This window comes from Streptosporangium sp. CA-115845 (genome assembly GCF_050943795.1).
Taxonomy (GTDB): Bacteria; Actinomycetota; Actinomycetes; order Streptosporangiales; family Streptosporangiaceae; genus Streptosporangium.
The window spans coordinates 7386371-7404001 of sequence record NZ_CP191988.1; the positions used below are offsets into that span (position 1 = coordinate 7386371).

Genomic DNA, 17631 nt, shown 5'->3' on the forward strand with positions numbered 1-17631 from the left:
CCCGTCAGTAGCCGTCAACGACGGCGCAGCACGAAGACACCCCAGCCGAGGTGTCGCCTGCCGTACTCGACGTGCGAGCGGCGGCAGCGTTCCAGGAAGCCGCGCACTCCCTCGATGTCGGGATCGTCGGGATTGTCACGCAGCCAGTCACTCAGCGTCCACCACTGGCTCGCCACATAACGGTCCCAGCTGTCCTGGTCGGCGAGGACCATCTCCAGCACCTCGACCCCTGCCGCCTCGAACCTGTCGAAGGTCCCCGCCAGCGAGGTGAAGTCGTCCGGTCCGAAGCCGAACGACTCGTATGCCGCCGCGGGCGGCTCGGAGTTCCAGTACGGCTCGCCGACGAGCAGGATCCCGTCCTCCTTCAGCGGGGGGAGCATCAGCTTGACCGTCCCCTCCAGCCCGTTGCCGATCCAGGTCGCCCCCAGGCAGGACACGACGTCGAATGTGCCCGGCTCCACCGGGTAGGCTCCGGCGTCGCCCTTCTCCAGGCGTACGCGATCGGCGACCCCGAGTTCCCCTGCCCTGGCACGTGCCGCGTCGAGGAAGACATCGCTGATGTCGACCCCGACCCCCTCGATCCCGTGGGCGAGAGACCACTGGCAGAGCATCTCCGCCTTGCCACAGCACAGGTCCAGCAGGCGACTTCCCCGCCGGAGCCTGGCGATCTCGCCTAGCAGCGCCAGCTTGTCGTTCGTGAACGGGTTGAGGATGCGGTGACCGCCCTCGGCGATCTCGTGAAAACGCAGTGACATGACCACCATGCTTCCCAGGTGGGGAACGGCCGGACAACCGGTTATCCGCGGGGGGCGGATCTGAGGTTGCGGCTGACACGGTGTCAGCCCCTACACCTGAAGGCACCATGTTCAGCATAGGAGAGTTCGCCCAGCTCGGCCGCGTGTCGGTGCGCATGTTGCGGCACTACGACGCGATCGGCCTACTTCAGCCCGCCCATGTCGACCCGGCCGGTCACCGCTTCTACCGGGCCGACCAGCTGTCGCGGCTCAACCGCGTCATCGCCCTGAAGGATCTCGGCTTCACCCTGCACCAGGTCGGTTCGATCCTGGACGAGCAGGTCGACGCCGCGGAGCTTCACGGAATGCTGCGGTTGCGCCGCGCGGAACTGGAGGAGCGGATCGCGGCGGACGTCGCACGGCTGATCCGGGTTGAGGTAAGGCTCACGACAATCGCCAAGGAAGGTCATATGTATCCCGAAGAGGTTCTGCTCAAGCCGATCCCCGCGACCCGCGTGGCGGAGCTCACCGCCGTCGCGGCGAGCTACGACGCCGAGGACATCGGCCCCGTCATCCAGCCGCTCTTCGACGACCTGTGCCGCAGGGTCGAGACCGCCGGAGTGAGGATCACCGGTTACGGCATCGCCCGCTACGAACCGGAGGCCGATGGCCGGGTGATCGTGCACGCCGGGTTGGAGGTCGCCGCGGAGACGGGCGGCGACCACGACTTCGCGATCGTGGACCTGCCGGAGATCGAGTCGGCCGCCACCATCATTCACCGCGGCTCGATGGAGCAGACGGGCCCGACGTTCCAGGCGCTGGCCCACTGGATCGACGAGCACGGCTACCGGAGTGTCGGACTCGCGCGGGAGGTCTCCATCGACTGCCCACCCGACGACCATGACAGCTGGGTGACCGAGTTGCAGATGACGGTCACGCGCGCGCGATGACCAGGTCGCCGAGGCGGCGGAGGTCCTGCTGGAGCTTGTTCCTGAGCGCGCGTCTGACAAAGGGGACACGCAGCCGCTGCAGGCCGCGGAGCCTGATCTTGAGGTGAACGGTCACCAGGCACCGGTCGCCGTCCAGCGGCACGACCGACCGGCCGCCCTCGGCGTCGATCCCCGAGATCATCCGCCAGGCGAACTCCGTCCCGGGGACCACCGAGGTCACCACGCTGCCGGTGTGGTGGACACGGCCCCGGAAAGTGATGGATTCGTCCGCGCTGGTACCCGGGACGACGAGGCCCGGCGGGTCCGGCGCCATGGTGGTCACGCCCGCGCGCCATCGGGGATCCTGGCCGAAGTCGGCGATGATCCGCCATATCTCGGCCGCCGGACGCGCTATCTCTATCGACACGTTCAGCTCGATCACAGCCCGTACACGATCCCTGTCAGATGCTCTGACCTCGCCCGCGAGCGAGCACCGGAACGGACCCGCCGGGGGCGGCCGGGGCCGGCGACCTCCGCCCAATGACTACTGGTCATTACCGCTCTTTTCCATCAAGCGATTTAGTCGACAAACCATATCGAATCTGCATTTGTTATGAATGTTGACTAAAAGGGAGAATCGGCGTCGACCTGACGTCTGTCCCCGGGTCCACGGTGGCCGGGGACCCGGGGTCACAGCTGCTCGGAGCCGGTGGACTCGGGGACGCGGACGGTGATGCCGCCGGGCACGACCTTGGCCTTGAGCTTGGTGACGGCCCCCTTGGCGCCACCGTCCAGCTCGTAGGTCATGGGAGAGTCGAATCTGGCGGTGATCTTGCGTGCCCGGGTCATCCGGACGAACGGCGACTCCTCGGACCGCCCTGCGCTCATCCGGCCGAGCACGCGGGCCCACTGGATCGGCCCGTTCGCGGTGGTCACGCCGATCTCCAGCCATCCGTCGTCGGGACGCGCGTCGTCGAACGCCTCGATGCCGCCGGTGATGGTACCGACGTTGCCCAGCAGCAGGCAGCTGGCCTCGCCCTCGAACCACGTCACCCCGTCGATCCTGACCTCCATCGGCACGAGCTCCCCGCGGACGTGACGCAGGCCCGTCCAGACGTACGCCGCACGCCCCAGGCGGTCCTTCAACCCCCGGTCGGCCTCCTCCGTCATCGCCGCGTCGAAGCCGACCCCGGCCATGACGGCGAAGTGCTCCCCGTTGACCTTCCCCAGGTCCAGCTTCCGGCTCTCACCGTGGAACGCGACGTGCACGGCCTTGGGCAGGTCCTCGGGGATGCCCAGGTTCTGCGCGAAGAGGTTGGCCGTTCCCGCGGGGAGGATGCCGACCGTGACACCCGAGCCCGCGATCGCGTCCACGCAGCGCTGCACCGTGCCGTCACCGCCCCACACCAGGATCAGGTCGGCCCCCTCCTTCAGCGCCTTCCGCGCCTTCTTCGGCGCCTTCTTGCTCTTGGGCACCTCGTACCAGAGCAGCTCGCCGACTCCCTCGTCGGCGAGGAGCCTGCGCAGCTCGTCCAGCCCTCCGCCGAATGACTTCCGCTGGTGAGCGATCACCGCGACCGTGCCGATCCTCTGCTTCCGGGGCAGCATCTGACCTCCTGTAGCACCGTGCCGGATACGGTGACGGCTGCCCTCGCCCCGGAGCGGCAAACGTCGCGTGCGCCCAGTTCGTACCCGGTTTCCGCACCTCCCGGCTGCTCGTCCGGTTCGGTCAATCGGTGATCAACAGGTCCCGGAAGTCACTATCGTCATAGTCATGGAGCAACTGGCGTTCACCTCGACCACCCTGGTCAACTTCAAGGACAGGACCTACCGCTGGGTGGACGTGAAGCACTTCCGTATCACCCCCGGACAGGATGACGAACCGCTGCTCACCGCACTGCTCTCGCACCAGTTGTACCGGGACGACTACCTGGGCCCCGACTCCTGGAAGGACAGCGGGTCGGTGCACGGCCCCTACCGCCTTGACGCGCTCTCGACCGCCTCCTTCGAGAGCGTCGACGCGGAAACCGCCTCCGCCACGATCCGCACCTGGGCCGACAGGTACACCGATCTCCCCGAGACCGTCGCCCACGACCTGGAGAGCGAGGTCCACCGGCTGATCCGCGCGGCCACCTCCCTCTACCGCCTCCGCGACCTCGACGAGGCGGCCCGCGACGACGACCTGGGATGGATCCTCGGCGAGTTCCACGAGTTGGTCCTGATCGACCGGAACGAGGGCTCCCTGGCCGTCATCGTCGCCTCCGACGACTGACCCCGCCCCCACCAGCAGAGCGTCGACCACTGAACACGGATACCGGTTCCCAGGCTTCGCCTTCTCGCCCTACGACGAGCCTGGCCCTACCAGCCACGCCCACCAACAGCACGGAGACCGCACAACGCGCGGCACTTCCCCGAGCGAAGCGAAGGGCCCGGGGGGCGTCCCCCCGTGTGAACGACGAAGGGGCCCGCCGGAAGCAGATCTCCGTCTGCGAACAGCGAACCCCAACCACCGAAGTGGAGCTATGGGGATTCGAACCCCAGACCTCCTCCATGCCATGGAGGCGCGCTACCAGCTGCGCCATAGCCCCTTGCGATGCAGATGAAATCTTAACCGACTTCGGACACCCCTCGCGCCATCATTCCGGACACGAGCGCGATGGCCGCCGACCCCAGGGCGCTCCCGGTGATGATCCCGAAGGAGATCACGTAGGCGTCCCGGGATGGGATGGCGGTACCGGCGACGGTGATGGAGGTGAGGAGCGCGGCGGTCGCGGCACCGGAGAGGCTGCCGCCGATGGAGCGGACCAGGGAGTTGATACCGCTGGCGATGCCGCTCTGGTCCCTGGGCACGTGCTGCACGGCGAGCGCGCCCAGCGCCGCGTAGGCGACGCCGAAGCCCAGCCCCTGCACCGCGTTGGCGCCGACCAACTGGAGCACCGAGTCGTTGAAGAGGGTGAACCAGCCGAATCCGATCGCGCACAGGCCCGCGCCGAGAGCGAGGGAATAGGCGGGGCCGAACCAGGCCGAGAGACGGCCGGCCATGAAGGAGGAGAGCAGCATGGTCACGGTGCTGGGCAGGGCGTAGAGACCGACGTCGAGGACAGATCCCCCGAAACCATACCCGGCGGACGGGGGCGTCTGGATGAAGCTGGAGATCAGGGCGAAGGAGCCGAACATGGCGAAGCCCAGGAGCAGCGAGGCCAGGTTGGCCGGGAGGGAACGACGGCCGACGAGCAGGTGGAGCCGTACCATCGGCGCTCGGAGCCGCAGCTGGCTGAAGACCCAGACGGCACCGAATCCGCCCGCGCCCGCGAACAGCCACAGGACGGCTCCCGAACCCCAGCCCCAGTCGTTGCCCTTGGAGATCGCCAGCAGCAGGCAGACGAGCCAGGCGGACAGCAGTGCCGCGCCGATGAGGTCGGGGCGGCCTCCGGCACCGGTTCCGCCACCGGGGGCACTCAGCACGATGAGAACGATCGCGATCACGCCGAGCCCCGCGGTGATCCAGAAGACCGGGTGGTGGCTGGGGGTGCGGTCGGCGATCAGGCCGGTGACGATCATGCCGAGGCTGCCGCCGACGCCCATGGTGGCGCTGACCACCCCGATGGCCGTCATGACCCTGTCGGGCGGGAAAGTGTCCTTGATCATGCCGATGGCCAGCGGCACCAGCGCCGCCGACGCGCCCTGCAGGGCCCGTCCGGCGATCAGTACGGTGAAGGAACCGGACAGGGCGCAGACCAACGAGCCCAGGACGAGCAGGCCGACCGTGAACAGGATCATCCGCTTCTTGCCGTACATGTCGCCGAGGCGCGACAGCAGCGGCGTGGCCACCGCGGCGGCGAGCAGCGAGGCGGTGAAGACCCAGGTGACCTCGGCCACCGACACGCCGAAGGTGGCCATCAGCCGGGGCAGCAGCGGGATGACCACGGTCTGCTGGACGGAGACGACCATCCCTGCCGCGGAGAGCGCCACCAGGGGCAACCAGAGATGTCTGCCCTGTTGCACGGTGCCCGGTTCGACGACGATCGTTCCCGTCACTGCACGCTCCTTCGCTGCCGACTTCTGCTCTCGCATGGTAAGGCGCGGCAGTAAACAGTCGTTTACCGGGCTATGTCACACCGGAGGGCCGTGATACGTCTATGCCCCTATGGCCGTTGAGCGTTTCGAAGGACACCGCGACCTGCTGACCGGGGTCGCCTACCGGATCCTGGGCAGCGTGACCGACGCCGAGGACGTGGTCCAGGAGGCGTGGCTGCGTTGGTCGGGGGTGGATGCCTCCCAGGTGCGAGACGACCGCGCCTACCTGGTCAGGGTGGTGACACGGCTCTCCATCGACCGGCTCCGGCGGGTACGGGCCCAGCGGGAGTCCTACGTCGGGCCGTGGTTGCCGGAACTGGTCGTCACCCCGGATGTGGCCGAGCACGCCGAACTGGCCGACTCGGTCGAGTTGGCGCTGCTCGTGGTACTGGAGACCCTGTCCCCGCTGGAACGTGCGGTGTTCGTGCTGCGGGAGGCGTTCGACATGCCGTACGCGGAGATCGGCGAGGTGATCGGGCGCAGCGAGGCGACGACCCGGCAACTGGCCCGGCGCGGCAGGGAGCACGTCCAGGAGGGCAGACCGAGGTTCGAGGTGGACCGGGGGCTGCGGCGCAGGCTCACCGAGCGGTTCGCCGCGGCGGCCGTGACCGGAGACCTGGAGGCGCTGACCACGCTGCTCGCCGAGGACGCTTCGCTGGTCAGCGATGGCGGCGGCAAGGTCAAGGCCCCGCTGCGGGTCATCAGGGGCGCGGTCAGGGTGGCGCGGTTCCTGTCCTCGATCGGATCCGAGACGGGCGCACGGAGATTCATGGAGAGCCTGGGCGCCGAGTCGTTCCCCGGCTTCGAGGTGGAGATCGCGGAGGTGAACGGCGGGCCCGCCGCGGTGGTGAGCGTGAGCGGGCAGCCGATCACGGTGTTCTCGCTGGTCGTCGGGGACGGACTGATCAGGACCGTCTTCCTGGTGGCGAACCCGGAGAAGCTCTCCCGGCTGAGGGGATCGCGGTGATGTCACGAACGGCGCCCCGCGCTCCGTCGTGAGGGCATGACATCGAACATGCGAGACATCAGCATCGTCGGCGGCGGGCTCGCCGGGCTCACCGCGGCCATCGCGTGCGCCGAGGGCGGCGCGCGGGTCACCCTCCACGAGGCCCACCGGGAGCCGGGCGGCCGGGCCCGCAGCACCGCGGCGCCGTACATCGCCAACGACGGTCCCCACGTTTTCTACTCCGACGGCGAGCCATGGCGCTGGCTGGCGAGAAGGGGGCTGGTCGGGCCGTACACCAAGCCCACGCCCGGCAAGCTCGCGAAGGGCAGGTTCCGGCACGGCGACCGGCTGTCCGCCATGCCACCCTGGTCACTGCTGAGGGCGTGCACCAAGCGGCGACTGCGGGCCCCGGTGGACGAGGACTTCGGGACCTGGGCCACCCGGCACTTCGGTGAGGAGGCCATGCGGGCTCTCGCCGGACTGGTCGGTGTGATCACCTACGACGCCGACGCCGGACGGCTGTCGGCGGCGTTCGTCTGGGAGCGAGTGCTGCGGGCGACCGCGCCGAGGTATCCGGCACCGCGCTACATCGTCGGCGGCTGGGGGCGGGTGATCGAGCGGATGGCCGTACACGCACGCGGCCTGGGCGTGCGGATCGAGACCGGCTCGCGGGTGGACCGCCTGCCCGAGGACACCCCCGTGATCGTGGCGACCGCACTGGACGCCGCCAGGACGCTGCTCGGCGACGGGTCGCTGCGCTGGGAGAGCGGGAAGGCCGTCCTGCTCGACCTCGGCCTCCGTACGAGCGGCGACGACCTCTTCCTCGTCTCCGACCTGGACGAGGGCGGCTTCATGGAGCAGTACAGCCTGGCGGACCCCTCGCTCGCCACCAACGGGCAGACCCTCTGCCAGCTACAGATGCCGGTCAGAGCGGGTGAGACGAAGGCCGAGGCGGTGTCCAGGGCGGAGCGGGTGGCAGATCTCGGGCTTCCCGGCTGGCGGGAGCGGACGACCTGGCGGCGGGAGGCCACCTGCAACGGCCGCACCGGAGCACTGGACCTGCCGGGGACCACCTGGCGGGACCGGCCCGCGATCGACCGGGGGAACGGCGTCTGGTTGGTCGGCGACTCGGTGGCGGCCCCCGGCCTGCTCAGCGAGGTCTCCTCGCACAGCGCTCTGATCGCGGCGGAATCCGCCCTGTGGGCCACCCGGCGAGCGGGTCACCCGGAGCCGCACTCGTCGATCGCCTGACGGCTGCGCCGGCGCGGCCTGTGCCGCCCCCGAGAGGGCACAGGCCGCGCGGCGAGGGAGGGTCAGCGTGCCAGAGCCCGCTCATCCTCCAGGTAACCCGGCCGCCCGGCGTACCAGCCGGCCACGAACTGCGCCGCGACCACCCCGAGCAGCAGCAGGAACGGCAGCGTCCAGCCGCCGGTCGACTCGTGGGTGAAGCCGATGACCAGGGGTCCGGCGCCCGCGATGAGATATCCGGTGCTCTGCCCGAAAGCCGACAGCGCGGCTGTCGCCTCGGGGGTGCGGGTGCGCATGGCGAGCATGGTGAGCGCGAGCGGGAAGGACCCCATCCCGATGCCGACCAGGCTCGCGAAGAGCCACGCCAGGCCGACGGGCGCGAGCCAGAGGCCGAGGAAACCGGCGACGTAGAAGACCACGAAGGCGGCGACCACGGGCCGCTGGTCGGAGAACCTCGACGCCACCCAGGGCACGAGGAGCGAGACCGGGATACCGATCGCGGTGAAGACGCCCAGCACCAGACCCGCCTGCCCGCTGCTGTAGCCGCCATCGATGAGGATCTTCGGCAGGAAGCCGAACATGATGTAGGCGACCATGCTCTGGGTGCCGAAGTAGGCGGCGACCGCCCAGGCCAGCCTGCTGCGGAGCAGGGCACGAGCACTCGTTCCCTCGCCCGCGCCGCGCCGCTCCGGCTCACTGCGCGCGAGCGCAAGCCACGGAATGGCGGCGACGGCGGCGAGCGCCCCCCACACCCCGAGGGCAACGTGCCAGTTGCCGTCGGTGGCCTGCTGGATGGGCACGGTCGCGGCGGCCGCGAGCATCGTGCCCACCGCGAGGGCCGTGGTGTAGACGGTGGTCATGGTCCCGGCCCTGCCGGGGAAGTGGCGCTTGATCAGGCTGGGGATGAGCACGTTGCCCACCGCTCCGCCCGACAGCGCCAGGGCACTGCTGTAGAGGAACACCTCGGCCGAGTCCACCATCGAGCGGATGAGCAGGCCGGCGCCCAGGACGATGAGGGAGAAGAGCAGGAGGCGGTGCTCGCCGACCTTCCTGGCCAGCGCCGGGGTCAGCGCGCCGACCGAGGCGAAGATGAGCACGGGGAGCGTGGTGAGCAGCCCGACTCCGAGGGCGGTCATGCCGAGGCCGGAGATTATCTGGTCGAGAACCGGCCCGACGCTCGTGACGGCGGTGCGCAGGTTCAGCGCCGCGAGAACGATTCCCAGCACGAGCAACCAGGCGAGAGATCCTGTCGTTCCACCGGTGCGGCCCCTGGTCTGATGGGTTAGCACGCTCATGCTGGTTTCAGTCCTCCTTAGTGGTTTCATCCAATCGTAGGATGATTGGCTGACCGCAACTTTAACAGGACTGAAACCTCCGTTTGTTCCTGACCGACGCGCCGGGGCGGGGACGATCGAAAACTGCTGACAACATGAAAGCCGGGTCACGTGTCCCTTTACAGGGCGTGACCCGGCTCTCTCGCGCACCGGCGTGTCCCCGGCTCCGACGCCGAAGAACCCGGACGGTCAGGGCACCGGACATCTGGGGCCGCACCGAGCGAGCCTGCGGTCCGGGCGGACATCAGGCGGTCATCCCGGACCCGCGAGCGTCAGATGCGTGGCCCCGGGGTGAGCGGCGGCTCACCGCCGGGAGGCGGAGGCGCGGACTCCGGCGGGTAACCCTGGCCCACGGTGCGCGGAGGCGCGGGCTCGTCAGAGCCGTAGCCACCGGTCATGCCGGTGCCGCCGACACGGGCGCCGTGCTCGTGCGGTCCCGGCACATCCCCGCGCCAGGCGCCGGCCTCGCCGCCGCGCGACTCGATGAAGGTCTTGAAACGCTCCAGGTCACCGCGGGCCGGGCCTAACTAGCGGCGCCGCAGAAGCCAGTAAAGCCCCAGGACCGGCAGCACAAACGGGATGAAGAGATATCCGCTTCCATAACCCGACCAGACTGTGGCACGCGGAAACGCCTCTGGATAGACCATGCTGAGCGTGCCGACGATGAGCACCCCGGCCAGCTCGATCCCGCAGGCGACCAGCGCCAGAGTCCGGTTCCCCCTGGCCAGCGCGACGGTGAGCACGACGTAGACGGCGGCGGCGAACGCCGACAGCCAGTAGGCCAGCGGGGCCTCCTGCAGGCGCGTCGCGATCTGCACCGCGGCGCGGGCCCCCGCGGCCAGGGCGAACACCCCGTAGACCGCCACCAGCGCGCGGCCGGGTCCGCTGCCGATCGCCGGCTCGCTCACGGCATCCCCTGCCAGACCTGGAGCAGCCGCCCGACCACGCCGGTAATCGCGAAGCCCGCCACCGCGATCACCGCGGGACCCCAGCGCGAGCGCTCGCCGATCCCCCAGAAGGCCGCCACCGGCGGGATCACCACGCTGCCCGCCAGGTAGCCGATGAGCGTGGCCGAGCTCGCCGGCCCCTCGCCCCGCACCATCGCGGCGATCACGAACCCGGCCTGGACCAGCAGTCCGACCTCCAGCACCCCGAGCGCGACGAGAAGCACGGTGCCCATCGCCCTGTTCCGCATGCTGGTCAGGAGGCTGACCAGGCCGACCGCCAGGGAGAACAGGATCAGGCCGGTCGCGAGCGGGCCGATCATCGAGACCGCAGGGGATCGAAAAGCATGAGCAGTAGGGTACTGCCCGCCCCCCTCGCCCCCTCCTTCACGGCACCTATTCTGAGACCGTGGAAAAGATCCTGGTCAGCGCCTGCCTGATGGGGCGGAAGGTCCGTTACGACGGGGCCGCCAAGACGAGCGGCGACGCGCTGCTGGCCGCGTGGCGGCGCCAGGGGAGGCTCGTGCCGTTCTGCCCGGAGGTCGAGGGCGGCCTGCCCGTCCCGCGCCCCGCCGCGGAGATCGAGGGCGGCGCCGGAGGCGCGGCGGTGCTCTCCGGGACGGCCCGGGTGCTGACCGCCGGGGGTGCCGACGTCACGGCAGCCTTCCTCGCCGGCGCTCAGGCGGCGCTCGCCGTCGCCAGGTCCTTCGACGTGAAGGTGGCGATCCTGAAGGAGGGCAGCCCCTCCTGCGGCAGCCTGACCGTCTACGACGGCACCTTCGCCGGTCGGCGCGTTCCCGGCCACGGAGTCACCTCGGCCCTGCTCGAACTGCACGGCATCGCGGTCTTCGGCGAGGATCGCGTCACCGAGGCCGCGGCACGACTGCGCGAGATCGGCGAACCCTAGTATTCCCACAGGTCTGTACGGCTCTCCCCGCCGATGCAGAAGACCGCCGAGCCGTGCTCTCCCTTGACCAGGTCGACCCGGATCCACCCGGTGGCCGAGGCGACCTTGGCCTCGTAGCCCGCGTTGGGGGCCGCGGCGATCAGACGGCACACACCGTTCTCGATGGCGAACGAGACCGAACCGCCCTTGACGTTCACCACGCGCAGGTTCTCGGTCGAGATCGATCTGGTCCTGGTGGCCGTCGGCTTGGGCGCGGTGGACGACGGCGCGGACCGGGAGAGCCCGGCGTCCCGCGTGCGCACCGGCACGGCCGTCCTCGACGGGGAACGGGCCGGCTGCGACCTGGCGGTATCCCGCGTGGGCGGGATGAGATGGGGCGCCGGGGTACGGACGGGTTCCGGGGAGACCGTCGGCACGCCGACGACCTGCGGTCCCGTCGGCGCCCCCGGCGGGAGAGGCGAGTCTCCGGTGTGGCCGAGGGCGGCGTTGAGGGGCTCGATGCTCGCGTCCTCGAAGACCTCGCTGCGGAGCACGTCGCGGACGCCGAACCAGGCGACCGAGATCGCCAGGACGGTGGCTCCGCACCACACCGCTATGAACCCCAGCGTTTGCCGCATGTCACGGATTATTACGTCACATGTCCCACTATTCACTACCGTTACATGACATGGCGACAGTTCTGGTGGTCGAAGATGACGAGTACGTACGATCCGCGATCATTCAGGAACTCAGCAGGCGCCAGCACGTCGTGCGCAGCGCGGGACGTGCCCTCGACGCCCTGAGGGAGATCACCCAGAACCCCCCGGACGCGGTGGTCCTCGACCTTGGGCTACCCGACCTGGACGGGGCGGAGGCTCTCAAGATGGTCCGCAGCGTATCCAGCGTCCCCGTCATCATCGTCACGGCCAGGGACAACGAAGCGGAGATCGTCCGTCTGCTCCAGGCGGGGGCCGACGACTATCTGGTGAAGCCGTTCTCCGGCGACCACCTGAACGCCCGTCTGGACGCCATATTGCGCCGGGCGCGGAGCGCGACCCCACCACCGCTACTGTGCGTCGGCGCGCTGTCGGTGGACCTGAACCGGCGCGAGGCTCACCTGGACGGCGCCCCTCTCACCCTCACCAGACGCGAGTTCGACCTCCTCGCCTACCTCGCCGCCCGCGCCGACCGGGTGGTCTCCCGCAAGGAGTTGCTCACCGCGGTGTGGCAGCAGTCCTACGGCGACGACCAGACGATCGACGTCCACCTGTCGTGGCTGCGGCGCAAACTCGGCGAGAGCGCGTCCTCCCCCCGCTACCTGCACACCGTACGCGGCGTGGGGGTCATGTTGATCACACCGCCGTGAGACGGACCCTGGCCCTGCTCACCGTCGCCGGGACCTCGATGGTCGCCCTGGCCTTCCTGATCCCGCTCGGGCTCATCGTCAGGGAGATCGCCTACGGCCGGGCCATGGCCGAGGCTGAAAGGCAGGCGTCGGCTCTGGTCCCGGTGCTGGCCATCACCGTCGAGGAGACCCGGCTCACCCACGCGCTGCTCAGCACGGGCGCGCAGGACCGGATCGCGGTCCATCTGCCCGGCGGCGGCTCGGCCGGCACCGTCAGGGCCCCCGCTGAGACCGTGGCCGCCGCCTCCCGGCTGACCAGGGCCATCACCGCGCAGATGGACACCGGCTACCTCCTGTTGCGCCCGGTCGCCCTGGAGGGCGGACGGACCGTGGTCATCGAGATCTTCATCCCCTCGGACGACCTCACCCGGGGCGTCACCGCGTCGTGGGCCGTGCTGAGCGGGGTGGCGACGGTGCTCGTCGCCGGCTCCCTGCTGGTCGGCGACCGGCTGGGCGTCCGGGTGGTGCGTTCGGCCCGGCGCCTGGGCAGGGCGGCGAGCGCGCTGGGCGCCGGAGATCTCAGCGTCCGCATCGAGCCGGAGGGCCCACCCGAGCTGGTCGCGGCCGGTGAGGCGTTCAACAGCATGGCCGACCGTGTGGTCCAGCTCCTGGCCGCCGAGCGGGAGATGGCCGCCGATCTGTCGCACCGCCTGCGCACACCCCTCACCGCGCTCCGGCTCAGCCTGGACCACCTGGGGCCCGAGGCCGAACAGAGCAGGAGCGCGCTGGGCCGCCTGGAAGCGGAGGTGGACCAGATCATCGCGGCGGCCAGGCAACCCTCCCTGGCGCCGGAGCCCGTCCACTGTGACGCCGCCGAGGTGCTGCGCGAGCGGCTGACCTTCTGGTCCGCCCTGGCCGAGGACCAGCAGCGCGCCTGGGAGTTGATCGGCGCCTCGACCCCCACGCGGGTTCCGGTCGCGGCGGGAGAGCTCAGCGCCGTGCTGGACGCCCTGCTCGGCAACATCTTCCGGCACACCCCCGAGGGCACGGCGTTCACGGTGACCCTGCACCAGGGCTCGGGCACCGTCGGCATGCTGATCGCCGACGCCGGCCCCGGGATCCCCGACCCGGAGGCGGCGCTGCGGCGCGGGAGCAGCGGCGCGGGATCCACCGGGCTGGGCCTGGACATCGCCCGCCGGCTCGCCGAGTCCACCGGCGGCACACTGCGGATCGACGCCTCCTCCCTCGGCGGCGCCAGGGTCCAGCTCTGGCTCCGCACCGACCGGCACGATCGGCCTCCGCGCATCACCCGGCGCCTGGTCCGCGGCCGCTGGTCCCGTGGGGACGCATCACGTTGAACAGCCCGCTGAAGGTCACCGTCATGCTTGGCGGTGCGCGATAGGCGCGTTTCTTCCCTTTTGTGGGTCCCGTGCCGGAAACGGGCAGGGCTTGGCCGTCGCCCGCCTCGTTCGAGGAAGGCGAGAGGCCGCTTCCCGCGGGGAGCGGAGAAGCCAGACATTGGTTAGATCACACGTAAGCACGCCTTAAGAGCAGCTAAAGCACGCTGTTTTACCATTCCAGCTGCACGATCATGAAGGAGCGCGGAAGGGATCGCGTACGCCGCCCGCGTCCGTGATCCCCCGCTCGTCTCACCGGGCCGGCCTCACGTTCAGACGGAGGGCGCGCGGCCGGCCCGGCAAGACGCGCCGGGGGCCGCGACCAGAAACGGGAACCGCCTCTGACCTGCACAAAAGCGCAGGTCAGAGGCGGTTTAGCTGTGGAGCTATGGGGATTCGAACCCCAGACCTCCTCCATGCCATGGAGGCGCGCTACCAGCTGCGCCATAGCCCCTGGTCACCGCTTCGAGTGCTCTCGTCGCGGCGCTTGGGAAGCATATAAGGACACCGACATGTTCACCTAATCGACGGCCACACGGCCCGCGCCCGCCACCGGGGCGCAAGCCGCACCGGCGAGGTCACTCCTGGGTGGCCTCGGGGCTGTCGTCGCTACTGACCGGCTCGGGGAGGGTTCCGGCGTTGTGCTCCAGCAGGCGCCAGCCCTTGCGCGACTCCTCCAGCACCGACCACGAACAGTTTCCCAGGCCGCCCAGGGCGGGCCAGAGCTCCTGCGGCAGGTTCATGAGCTTGGCGATGCCGAGCCGGATCGCCGCCCCGTGGGAGGCGACGACGAGCAGGCCGTCGGAGTCGACCTGCTCGGCCCAGCGACGTACCGCCGAGGCCACCCTGTCGGCGACGTCGCCGACCTCCTCGCCGCCAGGCGCCTCCCAGGCCGCGAACTCCCTGGGCCAACCCGCGGAGATCTCCTCCCGGGTGAGCCCTTCCCACTGCCCGCCGCCCCGCTCTCGCAGATCCTTGTCGACCATGACGTTCAGGCCGGTGACCCGGGCCAGTGCCGAGGCCGTGTCGAAGGCCCGTTGGAGGTCGGAGGAGACGATCATGCTCGGGCGGAGCGCGGCGAGCAGCGAGGCCGCACGGGTCGCCTGCGCGATCCCGGTCTCGTCAAGCGGGATGTCGCTGTGGCCCTGGAAGCGGTGTTCGACGTTCCACAGCGTCTGACCATGTCTGAGACAGACGATGCGACGGCTCACTCAGCTACCGCCCCGCGGGCGCGCTGGGCGGCGACCTGGGTCACGCTGTCCGGCAGCGCGATGGAGGGGCAGTCCTTCCACAGGCGCTCGAGCGCGTAGAAGGTGCGGTCTTCCTCGTGCTGGACGTGCACGACGATGTCGATGTAGTCCAGCAGGACCCAGCGGCCCTCGCGCTCGCCCTCGCGGCGGACGGGCTTGGCGTCGGCCTCGATCCGCAGCCGATCCTCGATCTCGTCGACGATGGCGCGGACCTGGCGGTCGTTGGTGGCGGAGCAGAGCACGAACGCGTCGGTGATGACGAGTTGGTCGCTCACGTCATAGGCGAGAATGTCATCGGCCAGCTTGTCCGCCGCCGCCTCGGCGGCGAGCCTGACGAGCTGGATGGATCTGTCGGTTGCTGTCACGGTGTGGGTCAGTCCTCCTGCTAGTCGGCGCTGTCACCTATCAGGGTGCCCGATTCGGCGCTCGTTGAAGAGCCACCGTCTGAACAACGCCTATCGTGGGCCGCCCGATTCCGTACCGCAAACGGGTTGGCGGTCTGATCGGGGGCGTACCGCGCGGTCGGGGCCGCGCCTGCCGATCTCGGGTGGGACGGGCAGGTGCCCGGGTCACTCGACGATCAAGCCGGGTGAACTGTGGGCACCCGTCCCACGCAAACTTCTCGAATCATAGCGAAACACATTCTTACTTGCGCCATTTCCGCAGATCATCGCGATTCACAGATTCTCGCCCGGCCTGCCCTGCCCCAACCGCCGAGGACGATCCTCCTCAGCCGACGCCTTGCCGTAGAGGCCACGCTTGTTGATGTACTGGACGATGCCGTCGGGCACGAGATACCAGATGGGCTCCCCGGCGGCCACCCGCTCGCGGCACTCCGACGACGAGATGGCCAGCGCCGGGATCTCCACCAGGCTGACCTTCCCCTCGGGAAGGCCGGGGTCGTGCAGGACGTGGCCGGGCCTGGTGGCGCCCACGAAGTGCGCGATGGTGAACAGCTCGTCGACATCGCGCCAGCTCAGGATCTGGGCCAGGGCATCGGCGCCGGTGATGAAGTAGAGATCGACATCGGGCCCCCAAGCAGAGGAGATCTCCCGGAGCGTGTCGATGGTGAAGGTCGGCCCCGGGCGGTCGATGTCGACGCGGCTCACCGAGAAGCGAGGGTTGGACGCGGTCGCGATGACCGTCATGAGATAGCGGTCCTCCGCGGCGGAGACGGTCCTGTCGGCTTTCTGCCAGGGCTGTCCCGTCGGCACGAAGACCACCTCGTCGAGGTCGAAGTGGTGGGCGACCTCACTGGCCGCGACCAGGTGACCATGGTGGATCGGATCAAAGGTCCCGCCCATGACGCCCAGGCGCCGCTTCCCCCGACCGGTAGGCGCGTTCATCATGAAACGGACCATACGCGCAAGCCGTACAGAGCTTTTAATCACCCCCCGCGCGTGGCAGGCAGACCCGACGTAGCATGCCGGACATGACCACCACCCCGGATCGCAACCGCGTGCAGCTTCCCGGCATCAGCTCACGCGCCTACGAACATCCCGCTGACCGGTCCGCGCTGGTCGCCCTCCGATCGCTCAGCGGATTCGACACGGTGCTCAAGCAGATGTCCGGCCTGGTCAGTGAGCGCCGCCTGCGCCTGATCTACCTCGCCTCGGCCGTACGCACCGGTGACACGCAGTTCCGAGCACTGCACGACATGGGCCGCGACGCGGCCTACGCGCTCGACCTCCACCGCATTCCCGAGGTCTACGTGCAGCAGAGCCCGCTGGTGCAGGCGAAGGCGATCGGTTTCGACGACCCGTTCATCGTCGTCACGACCGGCCTGCTGGACCTGATGGACTTGGAGGAGCAGCGCTTCGTCATCGGCCACGAGACCGCCCACATCCTGTCGGGCCACGCCGTCTACCGCACCATGCTCGACATCCTGACCCGTCTGGCCTCGCGCGTGGCCTGGATCCCGCTCGGCTACATCGGCCTGCGCGCGATCGTGGCCGGCCTGGAGGAGTGGCACCGCAAGTCCGAGCTCTCCGCCGACCGCGGCGGCCTGCTCTGCGGCCAGGACCCCGATGCGGCGCTGCGCGCCCTGATGAAGCTCGCCGGCGGCTCGCGCCTGCACGAGATGAACATCGAGGCCTTCCTCGACCAGGCACGGGAGTACGACACCGCGGGCGACGTCCGCGACGGCCTGCTCAAGGTCCTCAACCTGCTGGGCACCACCCATCCGTTCGCCGTCTCCCGCGTCGCCGAGCTCGACAAGTGGCGCCGCGGCGGCGAGTACGACACGATCATCGCCGGCGACTACCCCCGCCGCGCCGACGACTCCAACGCGAAGATCTCCGAGGAGGTCCGGGCTGCCGCCCGCTCCTATCGCGAGTCCTGGTCGCAGTCCCAGGACCCGTTCATCGGTGTCCTGCGCGACGTGGCGGAAGGTGCTGTCAACGCCGGGGAGCGCATCTTCAATCGCTTCTCCCGCCGCGATGGAAATTAATCGAGAGTTCCACCAAAAGGGCCCGGACACCCACCGTCGGGCCCTTTTTATTTATATCCCCAGTAAGAATCGCCGGCGATACGGCTGCGGAT

At 69.6% G+C, this 17631-nt stretch carries 19 protein-coding genes and 2 tRNA genes; 8 read left to right on the top strand and 13 right to left on the bottom strand.

The features are described 5' to 3' along the window. Positions 1-14 precede the first annotated feature (14 nt). A complete protein-coding gene (locus tag ACQP0P_RS35110; protein WP_433363450.1) occupies positions 15-755 on the bottom strand; it encodes an SAM-dependent methyltransferase in 741 nt (246 codons plus the stop codon). 107 nt (positions 756-862) lie between these two features. Here ACQP0P_RS35110 and ACQP0P_RS35115 point away from each other — a divergent pair, with 107 nt between their 5' ends. After that, the gene (locus tag ACQP0P_RS35115; RefSeq protein WP_433363453.1) at positions 863-1684 is read left to right on the top strand and encodes a MerR family transcriptional regulator; all 822 of its coding nucleotides are present in this window, start codon (positions 863-865) and stop codon (positions 1682-1684) included. Here ACQP0P_RS35115 and ACQP0P_RS35120 read toward each other — a convergent pair. Together ACQP0P_RS35120 and ACQP0P_RS35125 are read right to left on the bottom strand one after the other, a co-directional pair. Next, positions 1668-2105, bottom strand: a complete 438-nt coding sequence (locus tag ACQP0P_RS35120) for an SRPBCC family protein (RefSeq protein ID WP_433363456.1) — start codon at positions 2103-2105, stop codon at positions 1668-1670. The genes ACQP0P_RS35115 and ACQP0P_RS35120 overlap by 17 nt on opposite strands. 248 nt (positions 2106-2353) lie before the next feature. Further along, the gene (locus ACQP0P_RS35125) at positions 2354-3271 is read right to left on the bottom strand and encodes a diacylglycerol/lipid kinase family protein (protein WP_433363459.1); all 918 of its coding nucleotides are present in this window, start codon (positions 3269-3271) and stop codon (positions 2354-2356) included. A gap of 166 nt (positions 3272-3437) precedes the next feature. Between ACQP0P_RS35125 and ACQP0P_RS35130 the strand changes: the two genes are divergently transcribed. Then, positions 3438-3935 (top strand): hypothetical protein, encoded by a 498-nt coding sequence (locus ACQP0P_RS35130; protein ID WP_433363462.1) that lies wholly within the window; start codon positions 3438-3440, stop codon positions 3933-3935. Positions 3936-4178: 243 nt separating this feature from the next. Here the strand turns inward: ACQP0P_RS35130 and ACQP0P_RS35135 are convergent. Next, positions 4179-4251 (bottom strand) — tRNA-Ala (locus ACQP0P_RS35135). A gap of 19 nt (positions 4252-4270) precedes the next feature. Then, positions 4271-5701 carry an MFS transporter gene (locus ACQP0P_RS35140; protein WP_433363465.1) on the bottom strand — a complete coding sequence of 477 codons (1431 nt, stop codon included), beginning with the start codon at positions 5699-5701 and terminating at the stop codon, positions 4271-4273. A gap of 109 nt (positions 5702-5810) precedes the next feature. Between ACQP0P_RS35140 and sigJ the strand changes: the two genes are divergently transcribed. Together sigJ and ACQP0P_RS35150 are read left to right on the top strand one after the other, a co-directional pair. Next, a complete protein-coding gene (gene sigJ / locus ACQP0P_RS35145) occupies positions 5811-6707 on the top strand; it encodes an RNA polymerase sigma factor SigJ (RefSeq protein ID WP_433363468.1) in 897 nt (298 codons plus the stop codon). A gap of 48 nt (positions 6708-6755) precedes the next feature. After that, positions 6756-7937 carry a phytoene desaturase family protein gene (locus ACQP0P_RS35150; RefSeq protein ID WP_433363471.1) on the top strand — a complete coding sequence of 394 codons (1182 nt, stop codon included), beginning with the start codon at positions 6756-6758 and terminating at the stop codon, positions 7935-7937. A gap of 62 nt (positions 7938-7999) precedes the next feature. Here ACQP0P_RS35150 and ACQP0P_RS35155 read toward each other — a convergent pair whose 3' ends face one another. The 3 genes from ACQP0P_RS35155 to ACQP0P_RS35165 all read right to left on the bottom strand — a co-directional run bounded on the left by ACQP0P_RS35155 (position 8000) and on the right by ACQP0P_RS35165 (position 10535). Beyond that, on the bottom strand, positions 8000-9229 hold the full coding sequence (locus tag ACQP0P_RS35155) for a CynX/NimT family MFS transporter (RefSeq protein WP_433363474.1): 1230 nt from the start codon (positions 9227-9229) through the stop codon (positions 8000-8002). 566 nt (positions 9230-9795) lie between these two features. Continuing rightward, positions 9796-10176, bottom strand: coding sequence for a hypothetical protein (locus ACQP0P_RS35160; protein ID WP_433363477.1), 381 nt, complete (start codon positions 10174-10176; stop codon positions 9796-9798). Beyond that, positions 10173-10535, bottom strand: a complete 363-nt coding sequence (locus ACQP0P_RS35165; protein WP_433363480.1) for a hypothetical protein — start codon at positions 10533-10535, stop codon at positions 10173-10175. The genes ACQP0P_RS35160 and ACQP0P_RS35165 overlap by 4 nt, the downstream gene beginning before the upstream one ends. Before the next feature lie 86 nt (positions 10536-10621). On the opposite strand from ACQP0P_RS35165, the gene ACQP0P_RS35170 reads away from it, so the two are divergent. Next, a complete protein-coding gene (locus ACQP0P_RS35170; protein WP_433363483.1) occupies positions 10622-11119 on the top strand; it encodes a DUF523 domain-containing protein in 498 nt (165 codons plus the stop codon). Here the strand turns inward: ACQP0P_RS35170 and ACQP0P_RS35175 are convergent. Next, positions 11116-11736 (bottom strand): hypothetical protein, encoded by a 621-nt coding sequence (locus ACQP0P_RS35175; protein WP_433363486.1) that lies wholly within the window; start codon positions 11734-11736, stop codon positions 11116-11118. The two genes, ACQP0P_RS35170 and ACQP0P_RS35175, sit on opposite strands and share 4 nt — an antisense overlap. Before the next feature lie 50 nt (positions 11737-11786). On the opposite strand from ACQP0P_RS35175, the gene ACQP0P_RS35180 reads away from it, so the two are divergent. Together ACQP0P_RS35180 and ACQP0P_RS35185 are read left to right on the top strand one after the other, a co-directional pair. Further along, complete coding sequence (locus ACQP0P_RS35180; RefSeq protein ID WP_433363489.1) at positions 11787-12464, top strand: response regulator transcription factor; 678 nt, start codon at positions 11787-11789, stop codon at positions 12462-12464. Next, entirely contained in the window at positions 12461-13801 is a 1341-nt protein-coding gene (locus ACQP0P_RS35185; RefSeq protein WP_433363492.1) for a sensor histidine kinase, read from the top strand. Before ACQP0P_RS35180 ends, ACQP0P_RS35185 begins: the two co-directional genes overlap by 4 nt. 420 nt (positions 13802-14221) lie before the next feature. Here ACQP0P_RS35185 and ACQP0P_RS35190 read toward each other — a convergent pair. The 4 genes from ACQP0P_RS35190 to nadD all read right to left on the bottom strand — a co-directional run bounded on the left by ACQP0P_RS35190 (position 14222) and on the right by nadD (position 16439). Beyond that, positions 14222-14294, bottom strand: a tRNA-Ala gene (locus ACQP0P_RS35190). A 124-nt stretch (positions 14295-14418) separates the two neighbouring features. Beyond that, positions 14419-15051 (bottom strand): histidine phosphatase family protein, encoded by a 633-nt coding sequence (locus tag ACQP0P_RS35195; RefSeq protein WP_433363495.1) that lies wholly within the window; start codon positions 15049-15051, stop codon positions 14419-14421. Then, a complete protein-coding gene (gene rsfS, locus ACQP0P_RS35200; protein WP_030924760.1) occupies positions 15048-15455 on the bottom strand; it encodes a ribosome silencing factor in 408 nt (135 codons plus the stop codon). The genes ACQP0P_RS35195 and rsfS overlap by 4 nt, the downstream gene beginning before the upstream one ends. 312 nt (positions 15456-15767) lie before the next feature. Further along, positions 15768-16439 (bottom strand): nicotinate-nucleotide adenylyltransferase, encoded by a 672-nt coding sequence (nadD, locus tag ACQP0P_RS35205; RefSeq protein ID WP_433363503.1) that lies wholly within the window; start codon positions 16437-16439, stop codon positions 15768-15770. 74 nt (positions 16440-16513) lie between these two features. On the opposite strand from nadD, the gene ACQP0P_RS35210 reads away from it, so the two are divergent. After that, the gene (locus ACQP0P_RS35210) at positions 16514-17539 is read left to right on the top strand and encodes a M48 family metallopeptidase (RefSeq protein WP_433363506.1); all 1026 of its coding nucleotides are present in this window, start codon (positions 16514-16516) and stop codon (positions 17537-17539) included. Positions 17540-17631 lie beyond the last annotated feature (92 nt).